Raw genomic sequence first — 15,039 nt, 5'->3', positions numbered from 1 at the left:
GAGAATATGACAGTATATAACATCAACTTAGGCATTGGCTGGGCCAGTAGCGGTGTGGAATACGCCCAAGATTATCGGGCCCAGCTTCTGCGCAGAATCCAGCAGCCGGCTAAGTTTATCTTTATGGATATGATTTTAGCGGATAATATCCAGCATCTGACGGAAAATATCGGTTTTCTGGATGAGGAAGTTATCTGGCTCTATAACTATTTTACGGATATCAAGATTGCGCCGACGACTGTGACGCTGGATCAGGTGCTGGCTCAAGTCGCAGGTCAGCCGGAGCGCTCGGAGAGAGAGAGCAAGATTGTCCGCTATTTCTATCCGCAGGATGATCAGTTTATCACTTGTTATCTGCGGCAGGAAGACCAGGACTTTGTGGAGCATGTAGAGTATGTCTCGCGGGGGAGATTGATTCGCAAGGATTATTTCTCCTATGTCCGCTATGCCAGTGAATACTTCGCGCCTCACAATGACGCCGCAACCCTCTACCAGCGGCGTTTCTACCATGAAGACGGCAGTGTGGCCTATGACATGCTGATAGAGGATGGTCAGGAAGAGCTCTATCGCTTTTCAGATCGGATTTTCTATTCCAAGGCTGAGCTGGTCCGTTATTTTCTTCAGTGTTTGCAGCTGCAGTCAGATGATGTGGTCATCTTGGATAGGGAGACAGGGATTGGTCAGGTTGTCTTTGAAGAGAGCCAGAAGGCTAAGCTGGGAGTAGTGGTCCATGCGGAGCATTTCAGTGAAAATGCCAGCAGCGACGACTACATTCTCTGGAACAATTTTTATGACTACCAGTTTACCAATGCTGACAAGGTGGACTTTTTCATCGTGGCAACAGAGGCTCAGAAAACGATTCTAGAACAGCAGTTCCAGCATTACTCGGACAAGCAGCCCAAGATTGTGACCATACCAGTGGGCAGTCTTGACCAGTTGACTTATCCCAAAGAGCCTCGCAAGCCTTTCTCTATGATTACGGCTTCGCGTCTTGCTACAGAAAAGCATATTGATTGGCTAGTGGCAGCGACCGTCCAAGCCCATGACCAGCTGCCTGAGCTGACTCTTGATATTTACGGTAAGGGGGGCGAAGAGGAGAAGCTGCGACGTAGGATTGAGGAAGCAGGAGCTCAAGACTACATTCGGCTTAAAGGGCATGCAGATTTGAGTCAGATTTATGCAGGCTATGAGCTTTATCTGACAGCTTCAACCAGTGAAGGCTTTGGTTTGACTCTCATGGAAGCGGTCGGATCAGGTCTGCCCCTCATCGGCTTTGATGTCCGCTATGGCAATCAGACTTTTATCGATGATGGTAAAAATGGCTATCTGCTGCCAGTCAGTTCCAATCAGGTCGAGGATCAGATTATTGCTGCTTTTGTGGAGAAAATAGTAGCTCTCTTTAGCCAAGGACGCCAGCAGGAGATGAGCCAACACTCTTATCAAGTGGCTGAGAATTATTTGACCAACTGGGTTGAAGCGGCTTGGTCCCAGCTTTTAAAGGAGGTCAGAGATGATTCAGCTCTTTGATTATTACAATCAGGAAACCCAGGATCTGCATGATTCCCTCCTTGCAGCTGGCTATGACTGTCCGACCATTGTCATTGAGGCAAATGGCTTTCTGCCTGACGACATGATATCTCCCTATACATATTTTCTAGGGGATGAAGAGGGAGTAGACCACCCACTCTTTTTCAATCAAGTGCCAGTGCCGCCTTTCTGGGAAATTACAGGCGACCATCAGTCGGCGCGTGTCAGTGACATGGGAGAAGAAAGGGCACGGATTCACTATGCTAATCAGGCTAAGGGCCGGCTGGTCAAACAGGTGGACTGGCTGGATAAAAAAGGTCAGTTGCGACTGAGTGAGCGCTATAATAAGCAAGGTCGATGCTTTGCCAAAACGGCTTATAAATCTGCTCAGGAAGCCTTCAACACGACCTACTACAGCACAGATGGTCAGGAGCGTATCGTGGAAAATCATGCCACGGGTGACATCATCCTGACTCTGGACCAAGAGCCCTTGCGAATTTTTAAAAGCCGAGTGGATTTTATCCGTTTCTTTTTAGAGCGGCTAGACTTTGACTTGGATCACATTCTCTTTAATTCGCTGGCCTATTCTTTCCTAGTTTCTCACAGCTTGACGGGTCGAGCTGGACAGGACATTCTCTTTTGGCAGGAGCCCCTGTATGACGAGCTTCCGGGCAATATGCAGTTGATTCTGGAAAATAGTCAGCTGCGGGCGCAGACCATTGTCATTCCAGACTTGACGACCTATGAAAAGGCCATGAGTTTGGCTGTAGCTGACCAGCAGCAGAAGTTCCTGCATCTAGGCTATCATTATGATTTCAAGCGGGACAACTTCCTACGAAAAGATGCTTTAATCCTGACCCACTCGGATCAGATTGAAGGCTTAGAGACCTTGGTTCAGGCCTTGCCACAGATAGTTTTTCGCATTGCAGCTCTCACGGAAATGTCACCCAAGCTCTTGTCCATGCTGTCCTATAAGAATGTCGTCCTTTATCAAAATGCCAGTCTCAAGCAGATTGAGCAGCTCTACTTGGAATCAGATATTTATCTGGATATCAATCACGGAGGTCAGGTCCTGCAGGCAGTGCGCAAGGCTTTTGAGAATAATCTCTTGATTCTTGGCTTTGAGCAGACCCTGCATGACAGGCGCTACATTGCCCAGCAGCATATTTTCGACAGCAGTCAGCCAGCTCAACTGGCAGCAAGTCTGGAAGAAGCCTTATCCGGTGTCGACCAGATGCGGTCAGCCTTGCAAGCACAAGGCCGACATGCTAACGATGTGCCTGTCAGTCTTTATCAGGAGACTCTCCAAAGCGTACTAGGAGGTCAGCATGGCTAAAAAAGATTTATTTCATAAGGATATTGAGGGACGGTTAGATGAACTCAAGCATGGCAAGCCCAAGAAAGAAAAGGCTAGCTTGGGTGAAAATCTCAACAAGGCCTTTGTCATCGCCTTGGGCTTGATGATCTTGATTGGCTTGATTTTTACATTGATTGGAGCCTTGAGGAACTAAAATGCAAACAATATTGATTACACTTACCATTGTAGCAGCCCTTGTTTTGATTTTGCTGGTTAGTCTTCTTCCCAGAGAGAGCCAGCAATTTTATAGAGACACCAATACATCGATTGGCAAGTCAGGTTACTGGGAAACCCACCTCGCAAAGAAAATCCTAGTTCTTTTGGCAAGCCTTGCCCTGATTGTGCTCATGATTTTCTTTATGATTCAATCCATCTAGCATCTGTCTAGGAAGTTACTCAGACGACTGCTAAAAAAGAAAGACCCTCTATTGCAGACAATGGAGGGAATTTTTATAGGCTGATTTTTTATGTAAAGGTTTTAATTTCTGAAAGCACCTTGATATTTTTCTGAAAAGGAGTAAACTGGATATACTAGTGATGGAGGTTTGGTATGAAATTATACGTTCAGTTGATGATTATTTTTATGATTTCCCTCGTTGGAGAAGGGATTTCAAGTGTTTTCCACCTACCTGTCCCGGGTAGTATCATTGGTCTGGTCTTGCTGTTTTTGGCTCTGCAGTTCAAGCTCCTGCGCCTGCGTCATATCAGCATGGTTGGCAATTTTCTTTTGGCAAATATGACCATTCTTTTTCTGCCTCCAGCAGTTGGTATCATGGATAAATTTCAGGTCATTGCACCTTATCTACTGCCGATTATTTTGATTGTTTTAGGAGCGATTGTGCTCAATGTCTGCGTGATCGCAGTTGTGGTGCAGCTGATTAAGACTCGTTTTGAAGGAGATTATGAGGAAGGAGACGCCAGCAATGTCTGAATTATGGAGCAACCCTCTCTTTGGCCTTGCCTTGTCTATCTTGGCCTATCTGTTCGGCCTATTGATTTTTCGTAGATTTCCTCATCCTTTGACAACTCCTTTGCTGATTGCAGCAGTTTTGGTCATTGCTTTTTTGAAATTAACCGGTATTTCCTACAAGGATTACTATGTCGGCGGCTCCTATTTAAACAACCTAATTGTGCCATCTACGGTTGCTTTGGGGATTCCGCTTTACAAGACTTTTCATTTGATGAAGCACCATGCACGCAGTATTTTGATTGGGACATTTGCGGCGGTTGTAGTCAATACTAGCTTTACTGCTCTGTTGGCTAAGTTTTTCGGCATGGATTTTTTTCTGGCTGTTTCTCTTTTTCCGAAATCTGTCACAACGGCCATGGCTGTCGGTATCACAGACAAGCTGCAAGGACTTGCTACAGTGACATTAGTGGTGGTGGTTGCGACGGGAATTCTGACCAGTGTCTTGGGTCCAACGCTTCTTAAGATCTTAAAAATCACAGATCCAGTAGCTATCGGTCTAGCTTTAGGGGGAACAGGCCATGCGGTAGGAACGGGAACCGCCTTTAAATACGGTCAGGTCGCAGGAGCTATGGCAGGACTTGCGATTGGCGTGACTGGGCTCATGTACGTTCTGGTCAGCCCCATCGTGGCAGCCATTATTCTGAAGTAAAAATAAATAAGGTTGAAACGTTTTGTTTCAACCTTGTTTTGTTTATTGGAGATTTAGTTTGTTTTTTACAATGACATAGATTGTAAAATAGAAACCAAAAATTTTGACCAGTTCAAAGACGATTCGGATAAGAAGAAAGACATCCATCATCTGTTCAAAGTTTGTAGCGGAGTTACTATAAACGTATGAATCAAATAATCCATATGGATTGAAGAAACTAGGTAAGAAGATTGACAGAATCGCCAGAACACTCCAAATCAAAAATCCGAAAAGCACAGCCATCATAATCCGATTCTTCTTAAATAGCTGTCCAACTGAGATTGCTAGATAAAAGAAGAGGATACCAGAAAGGATTTGAAGGAGATTAAGGAAGCCGTATTTGACAATCCAAAGCCATAAATTTGGGATTTCGCCAATATATTTAAAAATCTCATTAAATGAATAGCCGGTAATAGGGAGGGCAATGCCAAAAATGACAAGGCCGCTAATAAACATGGTCAGCATACACAAGAGGGTCCAAACAAATGCGGAAAGAAGCTTAGACAGAAGAATCTGATGCGGCGTAACCGGCAAGGTCCAAGTCAGGTAGCCTTCTCGCCCAAAAACATTTTTATAAAACCGACGGATAATAATGATGGTATTGGACAGAAAGACAGCGCAGGATGCAGAAAACAGCAAGAGGAAGAGTAGGTATAAAGTGAAAATAACACCACTAGTAGCCATTGGGTAGTCACTATAGCGTTCCATGACCTCCGGTCTCAAGCTGCTGCCAGTTATGAATCCCATCAAGATAGATAGAGTGAGAAGAATGGCAAAGGTGATACAATACCATTTGTAATTAGACTTAAAATCGTATTTAAAGAGTTTTCCAAACATATAATGAAGACCTCCTAATAAAAGCGAAACTGGCTGCGGAAGAGATTATCAATGGATTGATTGTATTGTTGGCGCAGCTGATTAGCATTTTCATGCAAAAGAATCTGACCTTGGTTAATCAGGATGACTTCATCCAAGATTGGCTCGATATCCGCAATCAGGTGGGTGGAAATGATGACAGAAGACTGAGGCGTGCGATTTTGGATGATGGTCTGCAGGATATAGTCACGAGCAGCTGGATCGACACCACCGATAGGCTCGTCTAGGATATACAGTTCCGCATGGCGGCTCATGACCAAAATGAGCTGCATTTTTTCCTTGTTTCCTTTTGAAAGGCTTCCGATGCGCGCTTGAGGATCGATATGAAGATCCTTTAGAAGCTGCATGGCTTTCGCGCTGTCAAAATTATCATAAAAATCTTGGAAATATTTTACAGCTTCAATCACTTTAGAGCTGTCGCTTAGATAAGTCGTATCTGGTAGATAGGAAACGATTCTTTTCGTATCAGGAGAAGGTTTGACGCCTTTGAGATAAATATGGCCAGAGGTGGGCTGCAAGAGACCATTGATAAGCTTGATAATAGTTGTCTTGCCGCTGCCATTAGGACCTAGAAGTCCGATGATTCTGCCAGGCTGAATGTTTAAGCTCACATCATAGAGGGCGGGTGCGTCGCCATAATTTTTATGGACATGGTCAAGATAGACCAGAGGATACTGATTCATACATGTCTCCTTTATTTTCTTCAATTTACAATTATTATACCTTTTCCTTAGGAAAATGGCAAAGAAAGCCGGAAAGGGTGAATGGAATCTTTATGTTCAGTCAAACTCCTATTTCCCTCATTCAGTGAATTGCGGTATAATAGTTATAAGAAGAAGCAAAGCATGTTCAAGGAGAAAAACGTGGTGATACAACTTGATACCAAGACTGTTTACAGTTTTATGGATAGCTTGATCCCGATAAAGAAATATGTGCAAAAAGCCAAGGAGTTAGGATACAGTCATCTGGGCATGATGGATGTGGACAATCTCTATGGGGCTTATCATTTCTTGGAGGAAGCTGAATCTGCGGGACTGCAGCCGCTTTTAGGCTTGGAGCTGAGTCTGATCAAGGCAGAGCAGGAGCTTCATCTCCGTCTGCTAGCCTTAGACAGTCAGGGCTATCGCAATCTGATGAAAGTCTCGACTCTCAAGATGATGGGACAAAAGAACTGGGAGGATTTCCAGTATCTCTTTAAGGGATTGGCTGTGATTGTTCCTGCTTTTAACGGAGTAGCAGATCTGGATTTGGGTTTGGATTTTTATATCGGAGTCTTTCCAGCAACGCCCCAGCAGGAGTTTTGTCGGCCAACCCTGCCCCTGCATACCGTCCGATATTTTGATAGGGGAGATTTGGAAACCTTGCAGATGCTCCGGGCTATTCGAGAAAATGCCAGCCTGCGTGAGATTGGCAGCCTTCCCAATCATGAGTTTTTGCTAGCACCAGATGCTCTGGCAGATGCTTTTAAGCAAACTTTTCCAGAAAGTCTAAGCAATCTTGAGAAGCTGGTAAGCGGTGTTCACTATGAAATCAATACGGAGCTGAAGTTGCCCCGCTTTAATCGGGAACGGCCTGCCGTAGAAGAGCTTCGGGAGCGCTCAGAAGCTGGTCTGAAAAAACGTGGCTTAAGCGGAGCTCTCTATCAAGAGCGACTAGATCAGGAGCTAGATGTCATTCATCAGATGGGTTTTGATGATTATTTTCTCATTGTCTGGGATTTGCTGCGCTTTGGTCGCAGTCAGGGCTATTATATGGGCATGGGCCGAGGATCTGCTGTTGGCAGTCTGGTGGCATATGCCTTGGAGATTACTGGGATTGACCCAGTCAAGAATAACCTGCTCTTTGAGCGCTTTCTAAATCTAGAGCGCTATACCATGCCCGATATTGATATTGATATTCCAGATGTTTACCGGCCGGAGTTTATCCGCTATGTCCGCGACCGCTATGGCACTATGCACGCGGCTCAGATTGTGACCTACTCGACCTTCGGAGCTAAGCAAGCTATCCGTGATGTCTTCAAGCGCTTCGGTCTGCCAGAGTACGAACTGACCAATATCACCAAGAAAATCCGCTTCGGGGATAGTCTGACCTCTGCTTATGAGAAAAATATGGCCTTTCGCCAGATTATCAATAGCAAGCTGGAATATCAAAAGGCCTTTGATATTGCTAAAAAAATAGAAGGTCATCCCCGTCAGACTTCTATCCACGCAGCCGGCGTTGTGATGAGCGACAATGACCTGACAGACCAGATACCGCTCAAATACGGTGAGGACATGTATATCACCCAATATGATGCCCACGGTGTGGAGAGCAACGGTTTGCTCAAGATGGACTTTCTGGGCTTGCGCAATCTGACCTTTGTCCAGCGTATGAAAGAAGCAACCCTGAAAAAATATGAGGTAGAAATTGAAATTGCAGAGATTGACTTGGAGGATGTAGAAACTCTGAAACTCTTTGCAGCCGGACAGACCAAGGGGATTTTCCAGTTTGAGCAGCCGGGGGCTATCAGCCTGCTCAAGCGGGTTCAGCCGATTTGCTTTGAGGAAGTAGTGGCAACAACTTCTCTCAACCGTCCTGGAGCCAGTGATTATATCGATAATTTTGTCAAAAGAAAGCATGGACTAGAGCAGGTGGAGTTGATTGATGATAGTTTGGCTGATATTCTAGCCCCGACTTACGGTATCATGCTCTATCAAGAGCAGGTCATGCAGGTAGCCCAGCGCTTTGGTGGCTTTAGTCTGGGGAAAGCTGATATCCTGCGAAGAGCAATGGGCAAGAAAAGTGCTGCTGAAATGCACCGCATGCAGGAGGACTTTGTTGCAGGTGCTCTCAAGCTAGGTCACTCGGAAACTAAAGCCAAGGAAGTCTTTGCTATTATGGAGAAGTTTGCTGGCTATGGTTTTAATCGTAGCCACGCCTATGCCTACTCAGCTCTGGCCTTTCAGTTGGCTTATTTCAAGGCCCACTATCCAGATGTTTTCTTTGATGTCATGCTCAATTATTCAAGTAGTGACTATATCACCGATGCCCTGAGTTTTGACTTTGAAACAGCACCCCTTAGTATCAACAATATTCCCTATCATGATAAGTTTCAGGATAAGAAGATTTTTTTGGGCCTGAAAAATATCAAGGGCCTGCCTAGGGATTTGGCTTACTGGATTATCGAAGAGCGACAAAATGGTGCCTTTACTGGGGTGGAAGACTTTATTCTGCGCCTGCCTCAGAATTACCATAAGATTCCGCTGCTGACTCCTCTGATCCAGCTGGGGCTCTTTGACAGTTTTGAGAAAAATCGCCAAAAAATTCTAGCTAACCTGCCTAATCTGTTTGTATTTGCGGATGAGCTGGGCAGTCTCTTTGCGGATACGACTTATTCTTGGACAGAGGCTCAGGATTTTAGCGATGCTGCAAAGTTTGAGCTGGAACAGAGCATAATCGGTGTGGGGCTTAGCGATCACCCCTTGGTTAAACTGGCCAAAGAAGCGGACCAGCCCTTTAGCTGGATTAGTGATTTGACGGAAAATAGCAGAGCCAGGATTCTGGCTCAAGTCCAGACTATCAAGACTATCCGGACTAAAAAGGGCGAGAATATGGCCTTCTTGCAGGTTTCAGATACCAAGAAAAAACTGGATGTCACAGTCTTTCCTGATACTTATAGACAGCTGGGTGAACGCATTAAGGAGAAGGGGATTTACTACTTGAGCGGCAAGTTGCAGGAGCGGGATGGTCGTTTACAGTTGGTCTTGGCAGACATAGAGGAGGCCACCACTGAACGCTTCTGGATAAAACTTGCGGGCCATGAGCATGATCGGGAAATATCTCATGTTTTGCAGAAATACCCCGGCAATATTCCGGTTGTCCTGCGCTATGAAGATGAGAAGCGAACCATATCTGCACCTCATTTCCGAGTGGAGAAATCGGAGCAGCTGCAAGAGGAATTGAAGAATTATACTATGAAAACGATTTTTCGTTAAAAAATATGGAAAATAAGAGAATTTTCATGATGATTGTGGTATAATCTATAAGAATGTTAAAAAGAAAAAGGAGCAAAAAGCGAAATGAAACGTATTGCTGTTTTGACTAGTGGTGGTGATGCCCCAGGTATGAATGCTGCCATCCGTGCAGTTGTTCGTAAAGCAATTTCCGAAGGAATGGAAGTTTACGGGATTTATGATGGTTACGCTGGAATGGTAGCTGGCGAGATTTACCCACTTGATGCGACATCAGTTGGTGACATTATTTCTCGCGGTGGAACCTTCCTTCACTCTGCTCGTTATCCTGAATTTGCCCACGTTGAAGGGCAGCTGAAAGGGATTGAGCAGCTTAAAAAACATGGAATTGAAGGTGTCGTTGTTATCGGTGGAGATGGATCTTACCACGGTGCTATGCGCTTGACAGAGCACGGTTTCCCAGCTGTCGGTGTTCCAGGAACCATTGACAATGATATCGTCGGAACAGACTTCACTATCGGTTTTGATACAGCTGTTACTACAGCTATGGATGCGATTGACAAGATTCGGGATACCTCATCCAGTCACCGCCGTACTTTCGTTATCGAAGTAATGGGACGTAATGCTGGTGATATTGCTCTCTGGGCAGGTATTGCATCTGGTGCGGACGAAATCATCGTTCCTGAAGAAGGTTTCAAGATGGAAGAAGTTGTTGAAAGCATTAAGAGTGGCTATGCCAAGGGTAAGAAGCACAACATCATCGTCTTGGCTGAGGGTGTCATGTCAGCGGATGAATTTGCTGAAAAGCTGAAAGAAGCTGGAGATATGAGCGATTTGCGTGTCACAGAGCTCGGACATATCCAGCGTGGAGGCTCACCAACTGCGCGTGACCGTGTTCTTGCATCTCGTATGGGAGCTCATGCTGTTAAACTGCTTAAAGCAGGTATCGGTGGAGTTGCTGTTGGAATCCGCAATGAGCAGATGGTTGAAAGCCCAATCCTAGGAACTGCTGAAGAAGGAGCACTCTTTAGCTTGACTGCTGAAGGTAAGATTGTCGTCAATAACCCGCACAAGGCTGATCTGGGCTTGGCTGATTTGAACCGCAGCATCAATATTTAATTATTATTTGTTATTCAGGCCAAGAGGCCAAATAGAAGAAGGAGTTTCATACAATCATGAATAAACGTGTAAAAATCGTTGCAACATTAGGTCCTGCGGTAGAAATCCGCGGTGGTAAAAAATTCGGTGATGACGGATATTGGGGAGAAAAGCTGGATGTTGAAGCATCAGCTCAAAACATTGCTAAGTTGATTGAAGCTGGCGCAAACACATTCCGTTTCAACTTCTCACACGGTGACCATGCTGAGCAAGGAGAGCGCATGGCAACTGTTAAGCGTGCAGAAGAAATTGCCGGTCAAAAAGTTGGTTTCCTTCTTGATACAAAAGGACCAGAAATTCGTACAGAATTGTTCGAAGGCGATGCAAAAGAGTATTCATACAAGACTGGTGAAAAAATCCGTGTTGCTACTAAGCAAGGTATCAAATCTACTCGTGAAGTAATTGCTTTGAACGTTGCTGGTGGATTGGACATCTACGATGATGTTGAAGTTGGCCGTCAAGTATTGGTTGACGATGGTAAACTTGGTCTTCGTGTTGTCGCTAAAGACGATGCTACTCGTGAATTTGAAGTAGAAGTTGAAAACGACGGCATCATTGCTAAGCAAAAAGGTGTGAACATTCCTAACACTAAGATTCCTTTCCCAGCGCTTGCTGAGCGTGACAATGACGATATCCGCTTTGGTCTTGAGCAAGGAATTAACTTCATCGCGATTTCATTTGTACGTACTGCAAAAGACGTCAACGAAGTTCGTGCAATCTGTGAAGAAACTGGTAATGGCCATGTTCAATTGTTCGCGAAAATCGAAAACCAACAAGGTATCGATAACTTGGACGAAATTATTGAAGCTGCTGACGGTATCATGATTGCCCGTGGTGACATGGGTATCGAAGTACCATTCGAAATGGTTCCAGTTTACCAAAAGATGATCATCACTAAGGTAAATGCAGCTGGTAAAGTGGTTATCACAGCAACTAACATGCTTGAAACCATGACAGAAAAACCACGTGCAACTCGTTCAGAAGTATCAGACGTATTTAACGCTGTTATTGACGGAACTGATGCAACTATGCTTTCAGGTGAGTCTGCAAACGGTAAATACCCACTTGAGTCAGTAACAACAATGGCTACTATCGATAAGAATGCTCAAACCCTTCTTAATGAATATGGCCGTTTGACAACTGATAACTTTGAGCGCAACTCTAAGACTGAAGTTATGGCTTCAGCAGTTAAAGATGCTACAAACTCAATGGATATCAAGTTGGTAGTTACCCTTACTAAGACTGGTCACACAGCTCGTTTGATTTCTAAATACCGTCCAAATGCTGATATCTTGGCTATCACTTTTGACGAATTGACTCAACGCGGTCTTATGCTGAACTGGGGTGTAATTCCAGTGACTACAAACACTCCATCTAACACAGATGATATGTTTGACATCGCTGAGAAGATTGCAGTTGAGCAAGGCTTGGTTGAATCTGGTGATGATATCGTTATCGTTGCTGGTGTGCCGCTTGGTGAAGCAGTTCGTACCAACACAATGCGTATCCGTACAGTACGTTAATCTAAGATAATAAAAAAGAACCGTTGATTGAAAAATCATCGGTTTTTTCTCTTGTCGAAGTGATGATCATTATCTTGTGTGGGAAGAAGGACACGTCAGCGTTTTGATTTTTGAAATAAGATTGTCCCTTTGTCTATTTTGTCTAAAAATGATATAATGGTATAAAAGAGATGGGAGAGACAGATGTTAAAGAGAGATTTATTAAGAAATGTCATTATTTTTTCAGTTCTAGCAGCTATCATTATAGGGTTGAGAGTTTTTATTTATACGCCTTATCGGGTGACTGAACAAGACAGCAATGCTTATGTGGCAAAGAATGACTTGGTCTTGGCGACGAGAAAGCAAGACATCAAGCGTGGAGACTTTGTCCTCTATGAAGTGGACGGTAAAGACTATGTCGGCCGGGTCATTGCCCAAGAAAAAGATCAGGTAACCTATATGGATGATCTCCTTTACCTGAACGGCCAGGTCATGTCGGAAGAATACATTGAGAAAATGCGCGAGAAATATTTGGCTTCAGCAGGAAGTTCGGGTTACTATACTCATGATTTCTCTATTATGGATTTAAAAGACTCAAAGTCTGATAAAATTACTAAAGATTCTTATCTGATTCTTAATGACCGACGTGAAAATACCAAGGACAGCCGAGAATTTGGACTCATCAAAGCCAGTCAAATCAAGGGAGTGGTGGAGTTCCGACTCTCACCTCTTAATGAATTTGGTTTTATTAAAAATAAGTAAATTGAAGTCTATTTTCAACCAAGGCAGGGCAAGTCTTGGTTTTTTTCTTTGAAAATCAACTTTAAAGTTACAAGTAAACATAAAGATACTTGTCCTGATGTGGTATACTAATATCAAAAGACCGTTAAAGGAGACTGCTCTTGAAGTCAAGAAAGAAAAAATTATTATTTTTGGCTATACTTGCACTGATTTTTCTGACTGCATGTAGCAGCATAATAAATAGAGATGGTGAAAAAATATGGATGTCAGATACAGAAATGACTGAGCTTCATAAGAAAGAGCAAAAGCTTGCACTTTATATCATTAATCATTATGAAGATGTTCAAAAAATTGAATTTGATGAATTTTCCAAGGGAAATTTATGGAAAGGGGATTCCGTTAGTCTCATAGTAAATGATACCAGTTATATTCCACATGTTTCTTTGGACTCAAAAGATGAAAACTATAATATAAATGATAGCTCTTACACTGATTCGACAGAATTGACTTTTCGTCTGAAAAAGAAAGAGAAGGTCACAAAGTTCAAAGATACGGGTGAGACGGATGTTATTTACTCTGGAGAAAATGCTTGGCTGACGACAGAGGAAAAAGTAAAGGTACGCAACCAGGAAGAGGGGCTGGCTTTATTTTTACTGAATCACTATGAAAATGTTGAAAAAATTGAATTTACAAAGATTTCAAGAAAGCCTTTTGGACAGGCAAGATATGCTGCTTTACTTGTTAATGATAAGATAAAGATTTATACCGACCTAGATGATAGCTATGACAACTATTATTTGTCTGACAATCCTGAAAGAGACGGCCTGAAAGCTAAAGAGAAACCAACAAATTTGCAAAGTCTAGATAGTATTACTGTTATCTATTATACGGGGAAATGAATGATGTGTTGCAATGAAAAAGCCAGACTGACTTAGTCATCAGACTGGTTTTTTCGTGTCTCTTGGTGAAAGATGTTTTGCCATACTTCGTGGCGGCGCCAGAGGCTGGTATGGATGACACCGTCCATTTCATAGCGGATGAGCTTGGTTTTCTGGCTGACAGAAAGCAGTTCAAAGTTTTTGATAGGTGTTTTTGAGGCTCTTTCTACCTGAAATTCAGCCTTGTTCAGCTGTCGGCCATCTTGGGAAATATAGAGAAATTCTGCTGACAGAAGCGTATCCAGTTGGCTGCCTTGCTCCACGAGCTGCTCACGCATGAGCAAGTTTGGGTAAAGATTTTCCAATCTCTCATCTTCAGGAATGGGAGCGGGCTCGATATGAATGTCAATGTCAAAGACCCCAAAGCGCTCCATCAACATATCCTCAACTTGGTCCGCAATCTCATGGCTTTCAAAAACAGATAAATCTGGGTTCATTTCCAAGATAATATCCAGATAGATATTACTGCCATAGGTCCGGCCGCGCTGTGACTTGACCTGAGTGATTTTAGGAATTTCCAGGATAGCTTGCTTATAGTCTTGGAGCAGGCTTTCATCAAATCCGTCGGACAGGCTGAAGGAAGATTCCATAAAGATATCATAGGCTGTCTTGAGGATGAAGAAGGTAATGATAATGGCTGCCAGCTTATCAACGATTGGAAAGTTAAAGGCGCTGGCAATGATAGCAACTGAAGTGCCGATTGAAGTCACAGCGTCTGACAAGTTATCCTTGGCTGCAGCATCCAGAGCCTTAGAGTGAGCTTTTTTAGCCAGTGTTTTATTGTAAAAATAAACACCCAACATAATGATAGCCGAGAGGATTCCGACCACAGCACCAATAGGATCAAGCTTGGTTTCTTGGTTGGAGATTATTTTCTGAATGGTCTCAATCAGGACATCAAATCCAACGAAAAACATGATAAAAGATGTGATGAGACTGGCCAGATCTTCTATCTTCCAGTGGCCAAAGCGATGGTCACGGTCGGCTGGTTTTCTGGCCATACGTAGGCCAATTAAAACGGCGATATTAGCCACGATATCAGAGACGTTGTTGAAGCCATCGGCCGTCAGACTGGAGGACTGTAGGGTCGAGCCTGCGATAATCTTGACCGCTGAGAGAATTAGATAGGTAGCGATGGAAAGGATGGCTCCTCTCTCCGCTAGCTTCAGATTGTTACTAGGATTTTTCATGACAGCCTTTCTTTCTAAGTGGGGCAGCAGAACGGAAAAGAGACTTGTGAAAAAGTCATCTCTGGACAGATGTTCTAAGTCTCATATGGGCTTATTATAGCAAAAATAGGGCTGATTTTCAATTTCCGTCGGGCTTAGGGTG

Annotated in this window: 14 protein-coding genes; 11 read left to right on the top strand and 3 right to left on the bottom strand. The window is 43.8% G+C overall.

Translation table 11 applies throughout. The features are described 5' to 3' along the window. The first annotated feature begins 6 nt into the window (after positions 1-6). From gtfA to ELZ47_RS07545, 6 genes are all read left to right on the top strand, one after another. Positions 7-1,527, top strand: a complete 1,521-nt coding sequence (gene gtfA, locus ELZ47_RS07570; protein ID WP_126435709.1) for an accessory Sec system glycosyltransferase GtfA — start codon at positions 7-9, stop codon at positions 1,525-1,527. Beyond that, entirely contained in the window at positions 1,511-2,863 is a 1,353-nt protein-coding gene (gtfB, locus tag ELZ47_RS07565; protein ID WP_125331447.1) for an accessory Sec system glycosylation chaperone GtfB, read from the top strand. The genes gtfA and gtfB overlap by 17 nt, the downstream gene beginning before the upstream one ends. Next, positions 2,856-3,038 carry an accessory Sec system protein Asp4 gene (gene asp4, locus ELZ47_RS07560; RefSeq protein ID WP_125331448.1) on the top strand — a complete coding sequence of 61 codons (183 nt, stop codon included), beginning with the start codon at positions 2,856-2,858 and terminating at the stop codon, positions 3,036-3,038. The genes gtfB and asp4 overlap by 8 nt, the downstream gene beginning before the upstream one ends. 1 nt (position 3,039) lies before the next feature. After that, positions 3,040-3,261: an accessory Sec system protein Asp5 gene (gene asp5 / locus ELZ47_RS07555; protein WP_002915525.1), complete on the top strand. Its 222-nt coding sequence runs from the start codon at positions 3,040-3,042 to the stop codon at positions 3,259-3,261. Between the two features lie 173 nt (positions 3,262-3,434). Next, positions 3,435-3,815, top strand: a complete 381-nt coding sequence (locus ELZ47_RS07550) for a CidA/LrgA family protein (protein ID WP_002900667.1) — start codon at positions 3,435-3,437, stop codon at positions 3,813-3,815. Further along, positions 3,808-4,503, top strand: a complete 696-nt coding sequence (locus ELZ47_RS07545; RefSeq protein WP_125331449.1) for an LrgB family protein — start codon at positions 3,808-3,810, stop codon at positions 4,501-4,503. Before ELZ47_RS07550 ends, ELZ47_RS07545 begins: the two co-directional genes overlap by 8 nt. A gap of 42 nt (positions 4,504-4,545) precedes the next feature. On the opposite strand, the gene ELZ47_RS07540 is transcribed toward ELZ47_RS07545, so the two are convergent. Together ELZ47_RS07540 and ELZ47_RS07535 are read right to left on the bottom strand one after the other, a co-directional pair. Beyond that, positions 4,546-5,379: a lantibiotic ABC transporter permease gene (locus tag ELZ47_RS07540; protein ID WP_125331450.1), complete on the bottom strand. Its 834-nt coding sequence runs from the start codon at positions 5,377-5,379 to the stop codon at positions 4,546-4,548. Between the two features lie 14 nt (positions 5,380-5,393). Next, complete coding sequence (locus ELZ47_RS07535; RefSeq protein WP_002912147.1) at positions 5,394-6,101, bottom strand: ABC transporter ATP-binding protein; 708 nt, start codon at positions 6,099-6,101, stop codon at positions 5,394-5,396. Positions 6,102-6,281: 180 nt separating this feature from the next. Between ELZ47_RS07535 and ELZ47_RS07530 the strand changes: the two genes are divergently transcribed. The 5 genes from ELZ47_RS07530 (at position 6,282) to ELZ47_RS07510 (ending at position 13,668) form a co-directional block, all read left to right on the top strand. Continuing rightward, positions 6,282-9,392: a DNA polymerase III subunit alpha gene (locus ELZ47_RS07530; RefSeq protein ID WP_164549591.1), complete on the top strand. Its 3,111-nt coding sequence runs from the start codon at positions 6,282-6,284 to the stop codon at positions 9,390-9,392. A gap of 84 nt (positions 9,393-9,476) precedes the next feature. After that, positions 9,477-10,487: a 6-phosphofructokinase gene (pfkA, locus tag ELZ47_RS07525; protein WP_125331453.1), complete on the top strand. Its 1,011-nt coding sequence runs from the start codon at positions 9,477-9,479 to the stop codon at positions 10,485-10,487. A gap of 56 nt (positions 10,488-10,543) precedes the next feature. Next, positions 10,544-12,049 (top strand): pyruvate kinase, encoded by a 1,506-nt coding sequence (gene pyk, locus ELZ47_RS07520; protein WP_125331454.1) that lies wholly within the window; start codon positions 10,544-10,546, stop codon positions 12,047-12,049. Between the two features lie 183 nt (positions 12,050-12,232). After that, complete coding sequence (gene lepB / locus ELZ47_RS07515; protein WP_125331455.1) at positions 12,233-12,790, top strand: signal peptidase I; 558 nt, start codon at positions 12,233-12,235, stop codon at positions 12,788-12,790. Between the two features lie 140 nt (positions 12,791-12,930). Next, complete coding sequence (locus tag ELZ47_RS07510; RefSeq protein WP_164549590.1) at positions 12,931-13,668, top strand: hydrolase; 738 nt, start codon at positions 12,931-12,933, stop codon at positions 13,666-13,668. Positions 13,669-13,700: 32 nt separating this feature from the next. On the opposite strand, the gene ELZ47_RS07505 is transcribed toward ELZ47_RS07510, so the two are convergent. Continuing rightward, positions 13,701-14,897 (bottom strand): cation diffusion facilitator family transporter, encoded by a 1,197-nt coding sequence (locus tag ELZ47_RS07505; RefSeq protein ID WP_126435707.1) that lies wholly within the window; start codon positions 14,895-14,897, stop codon positions 13,701-13,703. Positions 14,898-15,039: the final 142 nt, after the last annotated feature.

Source organism: Streptococcus sanguinis, assembly GCF_900635155.1.
In the GTDB taxonomy this organism is placed as follows: domain Bacteria; phylum Bacillota; class Bacilli; order Lactobacillales; family Streptococcaceae; genus Streptococcus; species Streptococcus sanguinis_G.
Note: the sequence above shows the minus strand (reverse complement) of the source record. Positions and strands in the feature narration are given on the sequence as shown.